The following is a 16,923-nucleotide window of genomic DNA, read 5'->3' on the forward strand; positions in this document are numbered from 1 at the left end:
CCTCTTCGTGGGCAAGCCCACTCCCACCTTGAAGGGATGTGCCCGTCAGTTGCGCGGCGGGCCTTTCATGTCGATGGGGGCGACGCCTTCGGGGCGGCCGCGAATCAGTGATTCCGGGTGTCGGCCCAGGTAGTCCGAGAGTTCACGCAGCGAGCGTGACATCCGGCCGAGTTCGTCGAGGGTCTGGGTCAGTTGTTCCCGTTGCGGCGAGTCTTCGGCCAGGGTCGAACTGGCCGATTGCAGGGTTTTGCTCACGTCGAGCAAGGTGCTTTGCACGCCGGGCAGCGTCTTGCTGTTGAACTGGGTCAGGCCCTTGCGCAGTTCGACGAGGTTGCCATCCAGATTGCTCGCAATCCGCTCGACCGGCAGTTTGTTGATCTTCTCGACCATCGCCTGCAACTGCTCCTGCAGCAGTTCGAGGCTGCCCGGAATCGTTGGCAGTACAATCGGCCGGGCGCTGGCGTCGAAAGCCACTTTGGGCACTTTCGGGAAGAAGTCCAGGGCGATGTAGAGTTGCCCGGTCAGCAGGTTGCCGCTGCGCGCCTGGGCGCGAAAACCATTGTCGACAAAGGTACTGAGAATCTGCGCCGCGCCGTTCTCATCCTCGGTGGTGTGATTGAGCGCCTTGAGCAGATTGGTGTGTGCCCGACCCAGCCGTTGCGGGTAGATGACGATACCGACGTTGACCGGGAAACTGCGTTTTTCTGCATCGAAATCCAGATTGACCGACACCACCTTGCCAATCTCCACGCCACGAAACTCGACCGGCGCATCGACCTTGAGCCCGCGCATGGCCTGATCGAACCGCAACACCATGTACTGCGCCTGGCCGGCGGGCGGGGCGAGGGCGGTTTGCTGATCGGCGAACAGATCGAAAGTCTTGTCTTCAGCGGCGGCAGTGTCGTTGGGGTTGTAATCCGGGGCACGGAAGGCGATCCCGCCCACCAGCAAGGTCGAAAGCGATTCGGTCTTCACCGAAAAACCGTTGGCGCCAATGTCGAGATCGATGCCGCTGGCATTCCAGAACCGCGTGTTATCGGTGACAAAGGCATCGTTCGGCGCATTGATGAACACTTCGATATTCACGCCCTTGCCATCGGCATCCAGCGCATACGCCACCACCTGGCCGACCGGAATCTTGCGGTAATAGACCGGGGAACCGATGTCCAGCGAACCGAGGTCCTGAGTGTGCAGCGTGAAGCGCTTGCCCGGCTCGCCGTAGGTGATCGGTGGCGGGTTTTCCAGTCCGGTGAAATGTTTGGCGCGGGCGTTGGATTCGCCGATGTCGGCGCCGATGTAATCGCCGGAAAGCAGGGTGTCGATGCCTGAAACGCCGCCCGCACCGATACGTGGGCGCACCACCCAGAACTTCGAATCCTCACGGGTAAAACCTTCGGCCTGTTTGCTCAGTTTGACTGTGGCGTTGACGTTCTTCTGATCGTTGCTCAACGCCACGTCGGTGACATGGCCGATCACCACATTGCGGTATTTGACTTCGGTTTTATTGGCGGTGAGGCCGCTGCCGGTCTTGAAGTTGAGGACGATGGTCGGGCCTTCCTGCATCTTGCTGTGGATGACCAGGGAAATCCCCACCAGCACCGCGACAATCGGCACGATCCACACCAGCGAGACGCCGAAGCGGCGGCGCTTGACCGGGGCACTGCCGGTTTCATCATGACTGGATGGGTTCATCCATGACCTCTTCGTCGACGGCTTCTTGATGGGCTGAATGATCCCAGATCAGCCGGGGATCAAAACTCATGGCCGAGAGCATGGTGAACACCACCACCAGGCCGAAAAACAGAATGCCCGGTCGCGGCTCGATATCGCCCAGGGCCTGAAACTTCACCAGCGCCGCCACCAGGGCGACCACCAGCACATCGAGCATCGACCAGTAACCGATCAACTCGACGAAACGAAACAGCTTCGAACGCTCCTTGCGCGCCCAGAGGCTGTCGCGCTGCACGGTGATCAGCAGCAGCGACAAGGCAACAAACTTCACGCCCGGCACGGCGATACTGGCGATGAAAATGATCAGCGCGATGTCCCAGGCGCCGTGTTCCCAGAATTCCAGCACGCCGCTCATGATCGTGCTGTCGGAACCGCTGCCGAGCATCGTGGTGTTCATCACCGGCAGCAGATTGGCCGGCACATAAAACGCCAGGGCGGCGAACATGTAGGCCCAGGTGCGGGCCAGGGAATTGGTCTTGCGCCGGTGCAGCGGCGCATCGCAGCGTGGGCACTGATGCGGCTCGTCGGTCATGTCGCACGCCAGCCCGCAACTGTGGCACAGGCACAGATTGAGCTCGGTGGCTGTCGGCGGGCGCCTCACAGGACATCCCACAAGTCGCGCACATCGCGACCGGCCACGCGGATCAGCAACAGGCTCAATACAGCGAGAGCAAACAGTCCGATGCCGGGCAACACATCCAGCATCCCCGCCAGTTTGAACACCGCTACCATCGCCCCCAACAAGCACACCTCCAGCATGCTCCACGGCCGCAGAGCCTCCAGCCAGCGCATGCACAGCTTGAACGCCGGGGAACGACGCGAGGTGAGGGCGAACCCCAGCACCCAGATCAGCAACACCAACTGAAACGCCGGGGCGATGATGATCGAAATCGCCGCTACCATCGCCATGAACGTGATCGGCCCCTGACTCAGGGCCAGCACCGAATCCCACAGCGTCGCGCTGTTCTTCAGGCCCTTGAGGCTGATGCTCATCACCGGATAGAAATTGGCGAACAGCCACAACATCGCCGCCGTGAACGACAGCGCCAGACGTTGCTCCACGGTCAGATTGTTGTAGCGCTGCAGCACGCCGCCGCAGCGCACGCAGAGGGTTTTCTGGTGCCGGGCGAGCGTGGCTTTCTCATACACACAGTCGCAGTGTTCGCAAATGATCAGATCTTTGCTGTTGACCATGGGCAGGCTCGCCGAAAGCGGGAAAGGCTCGGAATCTCAAAAGCATAGAAGCGCAGGGGTATTCGGCAAATTTTTATTGGTGATGGCCCTGCACCCAAGGGCGAGGTCACTGGCCTGCCCGTCGCAGATCAGAGCAGGCTCATGGTGATCAGGTAATTTCCTGAACGCAGTGGTGCGCCTTCTTCATCCACCAATTGGTATTGCTGGTCATGAAAACGCCCGTTGTCGATGTCAGACAGCCGTTGAACCGTGACAGGCGAAGCAATCTTGAGTGGATCAACGCTGTTGGCTTCGACCGTCATGGCGCGGGCGGCTGCGGGGCAGCGGGTCAGGTCGAAGCGCGAGTGCATGACCCTGTCCGTGTTGCAAGGCGCTTCAACAATGGCGCCCTGGAACCGTATGACGCCTTGCGTAGCAGGGGGAGCCGCCCAACACGCATTGTTCAGGGCGAATAAAAGACCGGTGACGACGGGCAGGTGCTGGATTCTCATGGCTCTCTCCTCGGGGTTGTAAGGATTACGTCGTCACGAGTGGACAGAACTTGAGTTTTGCTGAGCGGTTATGGGGTCGCCTGCTGCACCGACGAACGGCTGCTGCTTTCGCTCAGAGCACCCTGCAAAAACATCCGCTCCAGTGTCCGTGCCGAATCGGCATTGGCCGCACGTCCACGCTGCTCTGCATCCACTAACCCGTACACCAGCGTAATAAACAGCTCGGTAAAGATCGCCGCCGTGATGTCGATGCGGAACACACCTTGCTCCTGGCCGCGCAGAAAAAACGCATCAAGCGCCTCCATGTAAAACAGCCAGCGGGCACCGCCGCATTCGAAGTCGAGGAAGTCGGGGCGATATTGCGCCACGAGAAATGCCAGCAGCTCGCGATGGGCGAGGTGTTCCCTGATCAACCGGCGGAGCGCGTCCAACGGCTCGGCCTCCTGCAATCCTGCGTTCACGATGATTTGGTTGAGCGTGCCGCCGGCGTAGTCCTCCAGCCTGTGTTCCAGATTCTCCCGCGTGCCGCAGAAGCGATGCAGCGTTGCCTTGCTGATGCCCGCCAGTTGCGCCAATTCCTTCATGGTCGCCCGTGGCCGGTTAACCACCGCGAGGGTCAGCGCCTTGAGCAACGGTTCGTCATGGGAAGGTGCGGTCATCAGCAGGCCTCAGAGGTTTTAACAAAGATTCACATAATTCTCACATGAGACATATTTGACTCATTATGGATTCGAAAGTAGCATTCGAGCCGTTTTCAATCAAGCCTCGGGTGATTCATGGGCAATTTGCGTGCAATAGGAATGGCGAGTTCATTGGCGGTCGCCATTGCCTTGGCCGGGTGCGGACCGGCAACTGAACAGGCGAACGTGGCCGAAGTGGCACGGCCGGTCGAAGTGGTGGCGGTGACCACCGAGCCTCTGGCCCTGAGTTCGGAACTGCCGGGCCGGGTTGAGCCGGTGCGCGTGGCGGAAGTCCGCGCACGGGTGCCGGGCATCGTCATGAAAAAGAACTTTGAAGAAGGCGCGGATGTGAAGGCCGGCGACCTGTTGTTCCAGATCGATCCGGCGCCTTTGAAAGCGGCGGTATCCCGGGCCGAAGGTGATCTGGCGCGGGCGCAGTCAGTCGCCCATGAAGCGCAGGCGCGGGTCAAACGCTATGAGCCGCTGGTGAAGATCGAGGCGGTCAGCCAGCAGGATTTCGACAGCGCCACGGCCGACTTGCGCAGCGCACAGGCGGCGATCCGTTCGGCTCAGGCCGATCTGGAAACCGCGCGCTTGAACCTGGGTTATGCCTCGGTCAAGGCGCCGATCTCGGGACGTGTAGGGCGGGCGTTGGTCACCGAAGGTGCATTGGTCGGGCAGGGCGACGTGACGCTGATGGCACGGATTCAACAGCTCGATCCGGTGTATGTCGATTTCACCCAGTCCGTGGCCGATGCGCTGCGTCTGCGTGAGTCGCTGAAGGACGGAAAGCTGTCCGGCGACGACAACAAAGCACTGTCGATCCGGGTTGAGGGCACGCAGTACGAGCGTCAGGGGGCGTTGCTGTTCACTGATATCGCGGTGGATCGCGGCACCGGCCAGGTGTCGTTGCGCGGCAAGTTCGCCAACAGCGACGGCGTGTTGCTGCCGGGGATGTATGTGCGGGTGCGCACGCCTCAGGGCACCGACAACCAGGCGATCCTCGTGCCACAACGCGCCGTGCAGCGCGGCAGCGATGGCAACGCTGTGGTCATGGTGGTCGGCGCCGACGATCGGGTCGAGCCGCGCAGCGTGACCACCGGCGCCATGCAGGGTTCGCGCTGGCAAATCAGCGAAGGCTTGAAGGTCGGCGATCAGGTCATCGTCGGCGGTCTTGCCGGCCTGCAACCGGGCGGCAAGGTCGCGCCTGCGCAAACTCAAGTGCAGGCCCAGGTGCAGTCGCCTGCGGCGCAACAGTAAGGGCGATTCGCCGAGGATTTTCCGATGTCTCAATTTTTCATCAAGCGCCCGAACTTCGCTTGGGTCGTGGCGCTGTTCATATCCCTGGCCGGCCTGCTGGTCATCCCGATGCTGCCGGTGGCGCAATACCCCAACGTCGCGCCGCCGCAGATCAAGGTCACCGCGACCTATCCCGGTGCCTCGGCGAAAGTCCTGGTGGATTCGGTCACCAGCGTGATCGAGGAATCGCTCAACGGGGCGAAGAACCTGTTGTATTTCGAGTCGACCAACAACTCCAACGGCATCGCCGAGATTGTCGTCACGTTCCAGCCGGGCACCGATCCGCAACTGGCCCAGGTCGATGTGCAAAACCGCCTCAAAAAGGCCGAGGCGCGCATGCCGCAAGCGGTGCTTACCCAGGGTCTTGAGGTTGAGCAGACCAGCGCCGGGTTCCTGCTGATCTATGCGCTCAGCTACAAGGAGGGCTCGCAGCACAGCGATACCACGATGCTCGGTGACTACGCCGCGCGGAACATCAACAACGAGCTGCGCCGGGTTCCGGGCGTCGGCAAGCTGCAATTCTTCTCGTCCGAAGCGGCGATGCGGGTCTGGGTCGATCCGCAGAAACTGGTGGGCTACGGACTGTCCATCGACGATGTGAGCAACGCCATTCGCGGGCAGAACGTGCAGGTGCCGGCGGGCAGTTTCGGCAGTACCCCGAGCAGTTCGCAGCAGGAGCTGACCGCCACTCTGGCGGTGAAAGGCACGCTGGATAACCCGCAGGAATTCGGTCAGATCGTCCTGCGCGCCAATAGTGACGGTTCGGCGGTAAAACTGGCGGATGTCGCGCGGGTGGAAATCGGTCAGGAAAGCTACAACTTCAGTTCGCGTCTGGACGGCAAACCGGCAGTGGCGGCGGCTGTGCAGTTGTCCCCCGGTGCCAATGCCATTCAAACCGCAACAGCGGTCAAGGAACGCCTGGCCGAGTTGTCGGCGTACTTTCCGGCGGACGTCGAATATTCCGTCCCCTACGACACTTCGCGGTTCGTCGACGTCGCCATCGAGAAGGTGATCCATACCCTGATCGAAGCCATGGTCCTGGTGTTCCTGGTGATGTTTCTGTTCCTGCAGAACGTGCGCTACACACTGATTCCGTCGATTGTGGTGCCGGTGTGCCTGGCCGGCACGCTGCTGATGATGTATCTGCTGGGCTTCTCGGTGAACATGATGACCATGTTCGGCATGGTGCTCGCCATTGGCATTCTGGTGGACGATGCCATTGTGGTGGTGGAGAACGTCGAGCGCCTGATGGCCGAGGAAGGCTTGTCGCCGGTGGAGGCGACGATCAAGGCGATGGGGCAGGTGTCGGGAGCGATTATCGGCATCACCCTGGTGCTGTCGGCGGTGTTCATGCCGCTGGCGTTCATGGCCGGTTCCGTGGGGGTGATCTACCAGCAGTTCTCGGTGTCGCTGGCGGTGTCGATTCTGTTCTCCGGTTTCCTCGCACTGACCTTCACCCCGGCGCTGTGTGCCACGCTGCTCAAACCGATCCCCCACGGACACCACGAGAAACGCGGTTTCTTCGGCGCCTTCAACCGTGGTTTTGCGCGCCTGACCGAGCGCTATTCGTTGCTCAACAATGCGCTGGTGGCACGCGCGGGGCGGATGATGCTGGTGTACGTCGGCATCATCGCCATGCTGGGCTACTTTTACTTGCGCCTGCCTGAGTCCTTCGTCCCGGTCGAGGATCAGGGCTACATGATTGTCGATGTCCAGTTACCGCCGGGCGCGGCGCGTACCCGCACCGATGCCACGGGCGAAGAACTGGAGCGCTTTCTCATGTCCCGCGAAGCCGTGGCCTCGACGTTCCTGGTGTCGGGCTTCAGTTTCTCCGGCATGGGCGATAACGCCGCGCTGGCGTTTCCGACTTTCAAGGATTGGTCGGTGCGCAGCAAGGAGCAGTCGGCCGAGGCGGAAACCAACGCGGTGAACGGCCAGTTTGCCGCGATCAACGACGGCACGATCATGGCGGTCCAACCACCGCCGATCGATGGTCTGGGCAACTCCGGCGGCTTTGCCCTGCGCTTGCAGGATCGCGCCGGACTTGGCCGCCAGGCGTTGCTTGACGCGCGCGATCAAATACTCGGGCAGGCCAACGGCAATCCGAAAATCCTTTACGCGATGATGGAAGGTCTCGCTGAATCGCCGCAACTGCGAATCGTGGTCGACCGGGACAAAGCGCGCACTCTCGGCGTCAGTTTCGAGTCCATCAACAGCACGCTGTCGTCGGCGTTTGGCTCGGCGGTGATCAACGACTTCACCAACGCCGGTCGCCAGCAGCGGGTGGTGGTGCAAGCCGAGCAGGGCGACCGGATGACCCCTGAAAGCGTACTCAAGCTCTACGTGCATAACAGCGCCGGCGACCTGGTGCCGCTCAGTGCCTTTGTCACCACCCATTGGGAGGAAGGTCCGGTGCAACTGGTGCGCTACAACGGCTACCCGTCGATCCGTATCGTCGGTGACGCCGGCCCCGGTTTCAGCACCGGTCAGGCGATGGCGGAGATGGAGCATCTGGCCTCGCAATTGCCGTCCGGGATCACCTACGAGTGGACCGGCCTGTCCTATCAGGAAAAGGTCTCCAGCGGCCAGGCGACGCAACTGTTTGCCCTGGCGATTCTGGTGGTGTTCCTGCTGCTGGTTGCGCTCTACGAGAGCTGGGCGATTCCGCTGACGGTAATGCTGATTGTGCCGATCGGCGCGTTGGGTGCGGTCCTGGCGGTGATGGTCGTGGGGCTACCCAACGACGTGTACTTCAAGGTCGGCCTGATCACCATCATCGGTCTGGCGGCGAAGAACGCGATCCTGATCGTCGAGTTCGCCAAGGAACTGTGGGAGAAGGGTTACAGCCTGCGTGACGCGGCCATCGAAGCGGCACGCTTGCGCTTCCGGCCGATCGTCATGACGTCCATGGCGTTCATTCTCGGCGTGGTGCCACTGGCTCTGGCGAGCGGGGCGGGGGCGGCTAGTCAACGGGCGATCGGCACCGGCGTGATCGGTGGCATGCTCAGCGCGACCTTGCTGGGTGTGCTCTTCGTGCCGATCTGCTTTGTGTGGGTGCTGTCATGGCTGCGCCGCAAACCTGCCACCCTCGAACAACCGGCCCTGGCCCAGGAGTGATTGCATGCGCATCTTTGCTTTTTCGACGCTGCTGATCGCTATGGCACTGGGCGGTTGCTCCCTCGCGCCGACTTACCAGCGTCCTGTGGCGCCGGTAGCCGACAGCTGGGCGCAAGAGGCCGCCAGACCGGGCAGTCCGATCAATGAACTGGCGTGGCAGACGTTTATCGTCGATCCCGATTTGCGCCGTCTGATTACCATGGCCCTGGACAACAACCGTTCGTTGCGCCAGACGCTGCTGGACATCGAACAGGCCCGGGCGCAATACCGCATCCAGCGGGCCGACCGGGTGCCGGGGCTGAACGCGAGTGCGTCGGGCAATCGCCAGCGCCTGCCGGCGGATCTGTCCAGCGATGGCCGATCTGGGGTGTCCAGCACCTATCAGGTTGGCCTGGCCCTGCCTGAGTACGAACTCGACCTGTTCGGCCGGGTGAAGAGCCTCAGCGACGCGGCGTTGCAGGAGTACCTCGCCACCGAGGAAGCCGCCCGTGCGGCGCAGATCGCCTTGATCGCCGAAGTCAGTCAGGCCTATCTGACCCATGATGGCGCCCAGCGCCGACTGGAGTTGACGCAACAGACCCTGATCAGCCGCGAATACTCGTTCGCCCTGATCAGCCAGCGCCGCGCGACCGGTACGGCCAGTGCGCTGGACTACCAAGAGGCGCTGGGACTGGTCGAGCAGTCTCGTGCCGAACAGGAAAGCAATCTGCGACAGAAGCAGCAGGCGCTCAATGCGTTGGTGTTGTTGCTGGGAACGAAGGACGCCGCGAAGTCGATCCCGCAAACCGTGCAGAAGCAACCGATGCTGGTTCAGGACATTGCGCCCGATACCACCTCGACGCTGATTGAGCGGCGTCCGGACATTCTTGCCGCCGAGCATCGCTTGCAGGCACGCAATGCCGACATCGGCGCGGCGCGTGCGGCGTTCTTTCCGCGCATCAGCCTGACGGGCAGCTTCGGCACTTCCAGTGCGCAGATGTCGGGGTTGTTCGACGGCGGTTCGCGTTCCTGGGCCTTTGTGCCGACGCTGTCGTTGCCGTTGTTTGACGCCGGGCGCAACAGCGCGGGCCTGAGCCTTGCCGAAGCCCGCAAGGACTCGGCCGTGGCGGCTTATGAGGGGACGATTCAGACCGCGTTTCGCGAAGTGGCCGATGCATTGGCGGCCACCGACACGTTACGCCGGGAGGAGGCGGCGCGACGCGCCTTGGCCGACACCAGCAGCGAAACGCTGAAGCTGGCCAAGGCCCGTTACGAGGGCGGTATCGACAGCCACCTGCGTTACCTCGACGCCCAGCGCACGCGCTTCGTCAACGAGTCGGCATTCATTGAGGTCAGCACGCAGCGGCAGTTGGCCCTGGTCGATCTGTTCCGTTCGTTGGGCGGCGGCTGGTCAGCCGAACGGCAGGTGCGATAGCAACGGGTTGGCGCATCCAGCCTGATTTCAGCCCCGTGGATCATTTGATCGCGGGGCTTTTTTTCGCCTGGATTTTACTGAGGACGGGCGGGACTGGCGGCGCCGTGCAAGAACATTTGCTCCAGCACATTGGCCGAATTAGCGCTGGCGGCACGTCCACGGCGTTCGGCATCGACCATGCCGAAAATCAGGGTCAGGAACAGTTCGCTGAACACTGCCGCCGTGATATCGATGCGAAATACGCCGAGCTGCTGACCACGCAAAAAAAATGCATCCAGCGCATCCACATAGGATTGCCAGCGATCGCCTTCGCCATTTGTCGGCAGGGTATCGGGGCGATACTGGAAGAGCAGGAACACCAGCATTTCACGGTGCGCCAGGTGCTCGTTGATCAGGCTGCGTAGCGCCGCCACGGGTTCACCGTGCAACAGATCGGTGGTGGCAATGATCTGGTTGAGCACCGTTTCGCCATGGCCCTCCATCATCTGCACCAGGTTGTCGCGGGTGCCGCAGAAGCGGTGCAGGGTGGCCTTGCTGACGCCGGCGGACTCGGCCAGTTCCTTGAGCGTCGCCCGTGGGCGATCAACGATGGCCAGGGCCAGCGCCTTGATGAGTCGTTCGTCTTGGGCAGTCAGGGACATCAATAGGTCTCGGCTCGAATTTCTATGGGACGCATTGTGCCGCAAAAGCTTGCGAGAACAATGAAAACGGCGAATCCGTATTGATTTTTACAGCCGTGAACACGGCACTTCGCAATCTGCACGGCTTCAATGAGCGTCGGCGGACGGTTGTCTGGGCGGCTGAACCTTGTGCATCAGCGGCACCAGCAAGGTGGCGACCACAAAGCACGACATGATCATCAGGAACGCGTCGGCATAGGTGAGCGTCTGCGCTTCCCGCCAGGTCAGAGCCCACAGTTGATGCAGTGCGGTCTGGCTGCCTTCGAGGCTGTTCTGGCCGAGCAATTGGGCATTCAGGGTCAGTTGGTCGAGCCAGGCATTCATGGTTTCGTTGCGGGTATTGAGGTGTTCGGCCAGCCTCAGGAAATGCAGGTTGGTGCGATCGTTGAGCACCGTGGCGCACGCAGCAATGCCAATGGCGCCACCCAGATTGCGCATCAGGTTGAACAGTCCCGAGGCAAGCTTGAGCCGGTCAGGGGCCAGAGATCCGAGGGTGAGGGTGACGACGGGCGGCACCGCCAGTTGTTGGGCGAAGCCGCGAATTGCCTGCGGCAACAGCAGCTCCTTGGCACCCCAGTCGTGGGTGATCGGCGAGAAATCCCACATCGACACGGCGAAGAGGGCCAGGCCCAGCATCAGGATCCAGCGCAGATCGATGCGGTTGGCCAGCAGCGCGTACACCGGGATCGCCAGCAACTGAAAGACGCCGGTGGAAAATACCGCCAGGCCGATGTCCAGCGATCCATATCCGCGAACACGGCCCAGAAACAGCGGCGTCAGGTAAATGGTGGCGAAAATGCCGATGCCGGTGATAAACGAGAACAGGCAACCGAGGGCGAAATTGCGATCACGCAAGGCGCGCAGGTCGACAATCGGTTCGGAAATCTCCAGGCAGCGCCAGATGAACAAGGCACCGCTGATGCCCGCGATCCAGGCAGTGGTGGCGATGGTGCTGTCGCTGAACCAGTTCCAGCGCGGGCCTTCTTCGAGGGTGTATTCCAGGCAACCGAGAAACACCGCCATCAGGATCATGCCGATGTAGTCGGCGCCCTTGAGCAAGGCCAGGTTGGGGCGGTCGACTTTCACCAGCATCGGCACGGCCAACGTCACGAACAAGCCCGGCACCAGGTTGATATAGAACAGCCAGTGCCAGGATGAAATGTCGGTGATCCAGCCACCGACCGCGGGGCCGAGGGTCGGGGCCAGCGAGGCAATGGCGCCGATGGTCGAGGCGGCGATCACCCGCTGTTTGCCGGTGAAGTACATGAATGCCGTGGTGAACACCAGCGGGATCATCGAGCCGCCCAGGAAACCCTGCAGGGCGCGGAAAGCAATCATGCTCTGGATGTTCCAGGCCAGCGCGCACAACAGGCTGGTCAAGGTGAAACCGGCTGCCGACGCCGCGAACAGCCAGCGCGTGCTCATCACTCGGGAGAGCCAGCCGGAGAGCGGGATCACGATGATCTCCGCGATCAGGTAAGCGGTCTGCACCCAGGCGGTGTCGTCCGCACCGGCCGACAGACCACCGCCGATGTCCTTGAGCGACGCGGAGACGATCTGGATGTCGATCAGGGCGATGAACATGCCCACGCACATGGTCGCGAAGGCGGCGACTTTTTGCGCCGTGGTCAGTGTCGGCAGTGGGCTGTTCATGGCTGGCCTGCCAGCGCCACTTCGTTGCGCGACGACGCATCATGAGTGTCTACCCGGACCACCACCGACAATCCCGGACGCAACGCACCCAGTTGAGCATCGACGGCGTCCAGACGTACGCGGACCGGCACGCGCTGCACGATCTTGGTGAAGTTGCCGGTGGCGTTTTCCGGCGGCAATATGCTGAACTGCGCGCCAGTGGCCGGTGCCAGGCTTTCAACGTGACCGTGAAACTCACGACCGGGCAAGATATCGGCACGGATGCTGACGCTTTGGCCTTCCTGCATATGCGCCAGTTGGTCTTCCTTGAAGTTGGCGTCGATCCACAGTCCCTTCGCCGGGACCACCGAAATCAGTTGGCTACCCGCTGCGGCATAGCTGCCGACCCGCACGCGACGGTTGCCGACATACGCATCGACAGGGGCGCGCAACTCGGTGTAGCCGACGTTCAGCAGCGCCTGTTCGCGTTCGGCTTGCGCCTGCTGCAAGGCCGCGCGGGCCTGGCCGCGCTGGCTTTCGATCACTGCCAGTTGCCGGCGGGCCGCCAACAGCCCGGCTTCTGCACGAGCGCGATCGGCCCGGGCGGTTTTCCAGGTGGCGTCGACCCGCTGGGCACTTTCGACCGAGACGGCCTGGCTGCGGACCAGATTTTGATAGCGCGCGTGGTCATCCCCGGCGCGTTTGGCTTCCGCGTCCGACGCATCGATCTGCGCCTTGGCCTGATCGATCACCGCTTGTTGCAATTGCTCGGTCGCATCGAGGTTGATCAGGCTGGCCTGTTGCGCCGCGACGGCGCCATCGGCCTTGGCCAGTGCTGCGCGATAGTCGCGCACATCGATCCGAGCGAGCAGATCGCCGGCTTTGACAAACTGGTTGTCCTGCACCACCACTTCACTGATGTAGCCCGGCACCTTGGCACTGATGACCGTGACATCGGCGCCGACATAGGCATCGTCGGTGTCTTCGATGAAGCGATTGACCGACCACCAGTGGCCGCCGTAACCGACGGCACCGATGATGGCGAGGGCCAACAGCCCGAGTTTCAAGGCTTTTTTGGAGCGGGCGGGGTGAGCGGCCTGTACGACTTCGGGGCTGACTTGAGTGTTCATGGCGATGACCTTTGCGGGACGTTAATGGGGGAAGTGGCTGATCAAGGCATCAGCCTCGCGATAGGCCTGACCGGTGCGCACACGCCATTTGGCCAATTCGTCGGCGTCCTGCGACACATGCACCCGGTGGCCCTCGCGGGCGATGGGCTTGCCGGTGTTGGCGTCCATCAACACCAGATCCACAGGTTTGCCAGTGGCTTCGTCGGCCAGGAAAACCTTGTCCGAGCCGCTGGTGTGGCGGGCGCCCCAGGCCATCAGGGTGAGGATGACCGGGCGTAGATCACGGCCTGCTTCGGTGAGGAGGTACTCGTAACGGGGCGGGTTGTCCTGATAAGGACGGCGTTCGAGCAAACCGGCGGCGGTCAGTGCTCCGAGGCGGCGGGTCAGGGTGTTCGACGCGATACCGAGGCTGTTGAGGAAATCGTCGAAACGGCGCAGACCGTAGAAGGCATCACGCAGGATCAACAGGCTCCAGCCGTCACCAATGTGCTCAAGGGCATGGGCAACCGGACAAGGCATAGGTTGAAAGCTGGCTCTTTTCATCGGGCTTCTCCACAGTCAGCGGTGAAATATTATGCAAATAATATTACATAGATAATTTCATCATGGAAGTGACTTTTCTAAAGCGTCGATGCCGGTCATCGGTTCGTGCTCGAACTCAATTTCGGAGGGGGAGGGAAGCTCGATGGAGTAACGAGCAAGCAAAAAAAAGCCCCGCAACCAAAGGGCGCGGGGCAACAAATCGCCGACGATGCGGGGAGGGGCCGTATCAGCGATCCACCGATTCGCCGTGCGGTTGACGCAAGTAGTGCTTCTCAATGGTATGGCGGGTTGAGGAAATGATTTCCTTGCGGGTCTGCTCCTTCGCCACGACGCGGGACAACATCAAGGCACCCACACATTGAGCGAGAATGGCCCAGGCAGCCTCCGGATCGTCGACACGTCTGGCCCAGGCCTGCTGAATGTGTTTCAACCCTTTCTCGACCGTCTGGCGCACTTCGGGTTCGGCGCGTGCGATCTCTGCGCCCAATGCGGGAAGCACGCACCCCTCATCGGGATGAAGCGAGTGAAAGGTGCTCAGGTAGGTGCGCAAACATTGCTCCAACTGCTCCCCTGACTGGTTTTGATCGCCAGCCAGCATTTCGGTGCTGTTTCGGATCTCGTCTTCAATCACCGCCTGGAACAGTGCCTGCTTGGAGGGGAAGTGGCTGTAGAAAGCACCGCCCGTCATGCCGATGGCGGACATCAACGCGTCAACGCCGGTCGTGCCGAAACCGCCTTTCTTGGTGATGGCTCGTGCGGTTTCAAGCAGTCTGGATCGTGTCTCTTCCTTGTGCGTTTTGGAGTAGCGCATGGGTGGATCTCAGCGATGGATTGACATGCGGCGGAGCTTAGCATGTCGCTCGTTTAGTAAACGATCACTCAGACTCTTCAGTCAGTGCGAAATGAGCCCGTGATCGATCGCGTATTTGACCAGCGCCGCCGGTTTGTCGATGTTGAGTTTGCGGCGAATGCTCAGGCGATGGGTTTCCACGGTGCGCACGCTGATGTCCAGTTCCCGCGCCATTTCCTTGTTGTTCAACCCTTGCGCCATCTTCGACAGCACCTGGCGTTCCCGAGGCGTCAGCTCGCTGTCGCTGTTCTTGTCGGCAATCAGCCTTTGCGCGATTTCGGCGCTGTAGAACGTACCGCCGCTGGTGATGGCTTCGATGGCCGCAAGGATTTCTCGCGACGGCGCATTCTTCAGCACATAGCCGCTTGCACCTGAGCGCAGGGACTCACTCACGTATTCATGATTGTCGTACATGCTCAGGACCAGCACTTTGAGCGACGGGTACTGGCTGCGCAGCACACGGGTCAGCACCAGGCCATTCATGTCGCGCAGGCTGATGTCCACCAGCAGCAGGTCCGGTTGGCAGCGTCCGACCATTTCGATCGCCTCGGCGCCACTTTCGGCTTCGCCCACCACTTCCAGAGGCGGCATGACCGCCAGCAGGGCCTTGATGCCGTCGCGGACCAGAGAGTGGTCGTCAACCAAGGCGACGCGGATAGGAGAGGGCAGGTTCATTGCGGTATTCACTCTTATTGTTTTGGGAGGCGTCAGGATTTGTCGACGGAAGGGTTCATGGGCAGCAGCACGTCCAGCTCACTGCGCCCCGGCGTCGAAATCAGATCGAAGCGACCGCCAAAGTGCTCAACCCGCTCGCGCATGTTGCGCAGCCCGATTCCGGCATGGCGCCGTTGGACCTGAGCGACGTTGAAACCCACACCATCATCGACCACGGTCAGGCGAATGTTGTCGTCCGTGCCGTGCAGGGTAATGGAAACGTTTTTTGCCTGTGCATGGCGTTCGATGTTGGTCAGACACTCCTGCACGATGCGGAACAATGACACCGCTGCGCCATCGACCAGATGACAATCGAATTCGTTGTCGTTGTAGGTCACCGCAAGGCCGCTGCGCTGCTCGAATTCCGCCGCCAGCTGGCCGATGGCCGCCGACAGACCCAGGGTGTCGAGCAACGAAGAACGCAAGTCGTGAGACAGGCTGCGCACTTCTCCAATCGCTTCGCCAAGCCGCTCGGTGGCATTTCTCAAAATCGTCAGGCCATTGTCCTGTCCCTTCTCCAGCACATGGCTGGCCAGTTCGAACTGAAACTTGATCGAGACCAGTACCTGGCTGATGCCGTCGTGCAACTCGCGGGAGACCCGTGAACGTTCCTCCTCTTGCAGACTGACGATGCGCTGCGTCAGACGCTGCAGTTTCTTGTCCGCCAGACGGTGCTCGCTGACGTTGAGGGTAATCCCGGTGGCGAACACGAACAGTACGGCAACGAGGGCGACAACGCCTATCGCCATCATGGTTTTGCGAATGCCCATGGCCACTTCGGTACGCGCTTGCTGAGTGGCGCGCTCGACGTCTTCAATGTAGATGCCGGTGCCCAGCATCCAGCCCCAGCGATCGAGCATGACCACATAGGCGAGCTTGTCGGTGACCTGGCCGGAGGAGGGCTTGTTCCAGGCGTAGCGTTGAAAGCCTTCGCCGGATTGAGCGCTCTTGAGCAACGCCTGAATCACCGGTAAACCGTGTGGGTCCTTCATGTCCCACAGGTATTGGCCCACCAGTTCCGACTGGCGGGCGTGCATCAGGCTGCGGCCTTCATGGTCGTAGACGAAAAAGTAACCGTTGATGCCGAAGCTGAGCTTGCGCAGTTCTTCCAGCACTTGTTGCTGGGCATGGGCATCGCCGCGCCCATCGTCATACAGCGGCGCAATCAGGCTCTGCGCCATTTCCACGTAGTTTTTCAGCTCCGCGCGCTTGCTCGCCAGAATGCTGTCTTCAATCAGTTGCGCCTGCTGATCGCCCAACTGGCGGTTGAGGGAAATCACCAGCCCACAGATCACCGCAATCGCCAGTACGAGCGGCAGAATTCCAAGGGCGACGATTTTGTGTTTGAGCTGCATGGGGGCTCCTGTCCGGGGCGATGGCTCGGCATCATATGTCAAAAGATACGCCCGGCCTTAAACATTGGCGGACGGAATGACTGACGGCTCGAA

Annotated in this window: 15 protein-coding genes; 3 read left to right on the forward strand and 12 right to left on the reverse strand. The window is 61.3% G+C overall.

The window, feature by feature from the left end:
* Positions 1-45 precede the first annotated feature (45 nt).
* The 5 genes from N8H74_RS05500 to N8H74_RS05520 form a co-directional block, all read right to left on the reverse strand.
* Positions 46-1,692: an MlaD family protein gene (locus N8H74_RS05500; protein WP_262146504.1), complete on the reverse strand. Its 1,647-nt coding sequence runs from the start codon at positions 1,690-1,692 to the stop codon at positions 46-48.
* Positions 1,673-2,332 (reverse strand): paraquat-inducible protein A, encoded by a 660-nt coding sequence (locus N8H74_RS05505; RefSeq protein WP_262146505.1) that lies wholly within the window; start codon positions 2,330-2,332, stop codon positions 1,673-1,675. The genes N8H74_RS05500 and N8H74_RS05505 overlap by 20 nt, the downstream gene beginning before the upstream one ends.
* Positions 2,329-2,925 (reverse strand): paraquat-inducible protein A, encoded by a 597-nt coding sequence (locus N8H74_RS05510; RefSeq protein WP_217829919.1) that lies wholly within the window; start codon positions 2,923-2,925, stop codon positions 2,329-2,331. Before N8H74_RS05510 ends, N8H74_RS05505 begins: the two co-directional genes overlap by 4 nt.
* A gap of 128 nt (positions 2,926-3,053) precedes the next feature.
* Complete coding sequence (locus tag N8H74_RS05515; protein ID WP_217829920.1) at positions 3,054-3,416, reverse strand: type 1 fimbrial protein; 363 nt, start codon at positions 3,414-3,416, stop codon at positions 3,054-3,056.
* A gap of 68 nt (positions 3,417-3,484) precedes the next feature.
* On the reverse strand, positions 3,485-4,075 hold the full coding sequence (locus tag N8H74_RS05520) for a transcriptional regulator (RefSeq protein ID WP_217829921.1): 591 nt from the start codon (positions 4,073-4,075) through the stop codon (positions 3,485-3,487).
* 117 nt (positions 4,076-4,192) lie between these two features.
* On the opposite strand from N8H74_RS05520, the gene N8H74_RS05525 reads away from it, so the two are divergent.
* Genes N8H74_RS05525 through N8H74_RS05535 form a run of 3 tightly spaced genes read left to right on the forward strand, consistent with a single transcriptional unit; the run spans position 4,193 to position 9,926 of the window.
* On the forward strand, positions 4,193-5,356 hold the full coding sequence (locus N8H74_RS05525; RefSeq protein ID WP_217829922.1) for a MexC family multidrug efflux RND transporter periplasmic adaptor subunit: 1,164 nt from the start codon (positions 4,193-4,195) through the stop codon (positions 5,354-5,356).
* Positions 5,357-5,380: 24 nt separating this feature from the next.
* Positions 5,381-8,512 (forward strand): efflux RND transporter permease subunit, encoded by a 3,132-nt coding sequence (locus N8H74_RS05530; RefSeq protein ID WP_262146507.1) that lies wholly within the window; start codon positions 5,381-5,383, stop codon positions 8,510-8,512.
* A gap of 4 nt (positions 8,513-8,516) precedes the next feature.
* Positions 8,517-9,926, forward strand: a complete 1,410-nt coding sequence (locus tag N8H74_RS05535; RefSeq protein ID WP_262146508.1) for an efflux transporter outer membrane subunit — start codon at positions 8,517-8,519, stop codon at positions 9,924-9,926.
* A gap of 74 nt (positions 9,927-10,000) precedes the next feature.
* On the opposite strand, the gene N8H74_RS05540 is transcribed toward N8H74_RS05535, so the two are convergent.
* The 7 genes from N8H74_RS05540 to N8H74_RS05570 all read right to left on the reverse strand — a co-directional run bounded on the left by N8H74_RS05540 (position 10,001) and on the right by N8H74_RS05570 (position 16,830).
* Entirely contained in the window at positions 10,001-10,567 is a 567-nt protein-coding gene (locus tag N8H74_RS05540) for a helix-turn-helix domain-containing protein (protein ID WP_217829925.1), read from the reverse strand.
* Between the two features lie 126 nt (positions 10,568-10,693).
* Positions 10,694-12,259 (reverse strand): DHA2 family efflux MFS transporter permease subunit, encoded by a 1,566-nt coding sequence (locus N8H74_RS05545; RefSeq protein WP_217829926.1) that lies wholly within the window; start codon positions 12,257-12,259, stop codon positions 10,694-10,696.
* Positions 12,256-13,368 (reverse strand): HlyD family secretion protein, encoded by a 1,113-nt coding sequence (locus N8H74_RS05550; RefSeq protein ID WP_262146509.1) that lies wholly within the window; start codon positions 13,366-13,368, stop codon positions 12,256-12,258. Before N8H74_RS05550 ends, N8H74_RS05545 begins: the two co-directional genes overlap by 4 nt.
* A 21-nt stretch (positions 13,369-13,389) precedes the next feature.
* Positions 13,390-13,911, reverse strand: a complete 522-nt coding sequence (locus tag N8H74_RS05555) for a helix-turn-helix domain-containing protein (RefSeq protein WP_262146511.1) — start codon at positions 13,909-13,911, stop codon at positions 13,390-13,392.
* A gap of 226 nt (positions 13,912-14,137) precedes the next feature.
* Positions 14,138-14,722, reverse strand: coding sequence for a TetR/AcrR family transcriptional regulator (locus tag N8H74_RS05560; RefSeq protein ID WP_217829929.1), 585 nt, complete (start codon positions 14,720-14,722; stop codon positions 14,138-14,140).
* An 81-nt stretch (positions 14,723-14,803) separates the two neighbouring features.
* A complete protein-coding gene (locus tag N8H74_RS05565; protein WP_217829930.1) occupies positions 14,804-15,436 on the reverse strand; it encodes a response regulator transcription factor in 633 nt (210 codons plus the stop codon).
* Positions 15,437-15,468: 32 nt separating this feature from the next.
* Complete coding sequence (locus N8H74_RS05570; RefSeq protein ID WP_217829931.1) at positions 15,469-16,830, reverse strand: cache domain-containing protein; 1,362 nt, start codon at positions 16,828-16,830, stop codon at positions 15,469-15,471.
* Positions 16,831-16,923: the final 93 nt, after the last annotated feature.

It is taken from the genome of Pseudomonas sp. B2M1-30 (genome assembly GCF_025447575.1).
Classification (GTDB): domain Bacteria; phylum Pseudomonadota; class Gammaproteobacteria; order Pseudomonadales; family Pseudomonadaceae; genus Aquipseudomonas; species Aquipseudomonas botevensis.

Excerpts from the sequence above, each read along its gene's own strand:
- N8H74_RS05565 (WP_217829930.1), bottom strand. The coding sequence starts at position 15,436 with ATGAACCTGCCCTCTCCTATCCGCGTCGCCTTGGTTGACGACCACTCT.
- N8H74_RS05555 (WP_262146511.1), bottom strand. The coding sequence starts at position 13,911 with ATGAAAAGAGCCAGCTTTCAACCTATGCCTTGTCCGGTTGCCCATGCC.
- N8H74_RS05550 (WP_262146509.1), bottom strand. The coding sequence starts at position 13,368 with ATGAACACTCAAGTCAGCCCCGAAGTCGTACAGGCCGCTCACCCCGCC.
- N8H74_RS05540 (WP_217829925.1), bottom strand. The coding sequence starts at position 10,567 with ATGTCCCTGACTGCCCAAGACGAACGACTCATCAAGGCGCTGGCCCTG.
- N8H74_RS05560 (WP_217829929.1), bottom strand. The coding sequence starts at position 14,722 with ATGCGCTACTCCAAAACGCACAAGGAAGAGACACGATCCAGACTGCTT.
- N8H74_RS05520 (WP_217829921.1), bottom strand. The coding sequence starts at position 4,075 with ATGACCGCACCTTCCCATGACGAACCGTTGCTCAAGGCGCTGACCCTC.
- N8H74_RS05500 (WP_262146504.1), bottom strand. The coding sequence starts at position 1,692 with ATGAACCCATCCAGTCATGATGAAACCGGCAGTGCCCCGGTCAAGCGC.
- N8H74_RS05515 (WP_217829920.1), bottom strand. The coding sequence starts at position 3,416 with ATGAGAATCCAGCACCTGCCCGTCGTCACCGGTCTTTTATTCGCCCTG.
- N8H74_RS05535 (WP_262146508.1), top strand. The coding sequence starts at position 8,517 with ATGCGCATCTTTGCTTTTTCGACGCTGCTGATCGCTATGGCACTGGGC.
- N8H74_RS05570 (WP_217829931.1), bottom strand. The coding sequence starts at position 16,830 with ATGCAGCTCAAACACAAAATCGTCGCCCTTGGAATTCTGCCGCTCGTA.
- N8H74_RS05510 (WP_217829919.1), bottom strand. The coding sequence starts at position 2,925 with ATGGTCAACAGCAAAGATCTGATCATTTGCGAACACTGCGACTGTGTG.
- N8H74_RS05545 (WP_217829926.1), bottom strand. The coding sequence starts at position 12,259 with ATGAACAGCCCACTGCCGACACTGACCACGGCGCAAAAAGTCGCCGCC.
- N8H74_RS05525 (WP_217829922.1), top strand. The coding sequence starts at position 4,193 with ATGGGCAATTTGCGTGCAATAGGAATGGCGAGTTCATTGGCGGTCGCC.
- N8H74_RS05530 (WP_262146507.1), top strand. The coding sequence starts at position 5,381 with ATGTCTCAATTTTTCATCAAGCGCCCGAACTTCGCTTGGGTCGTGGCG.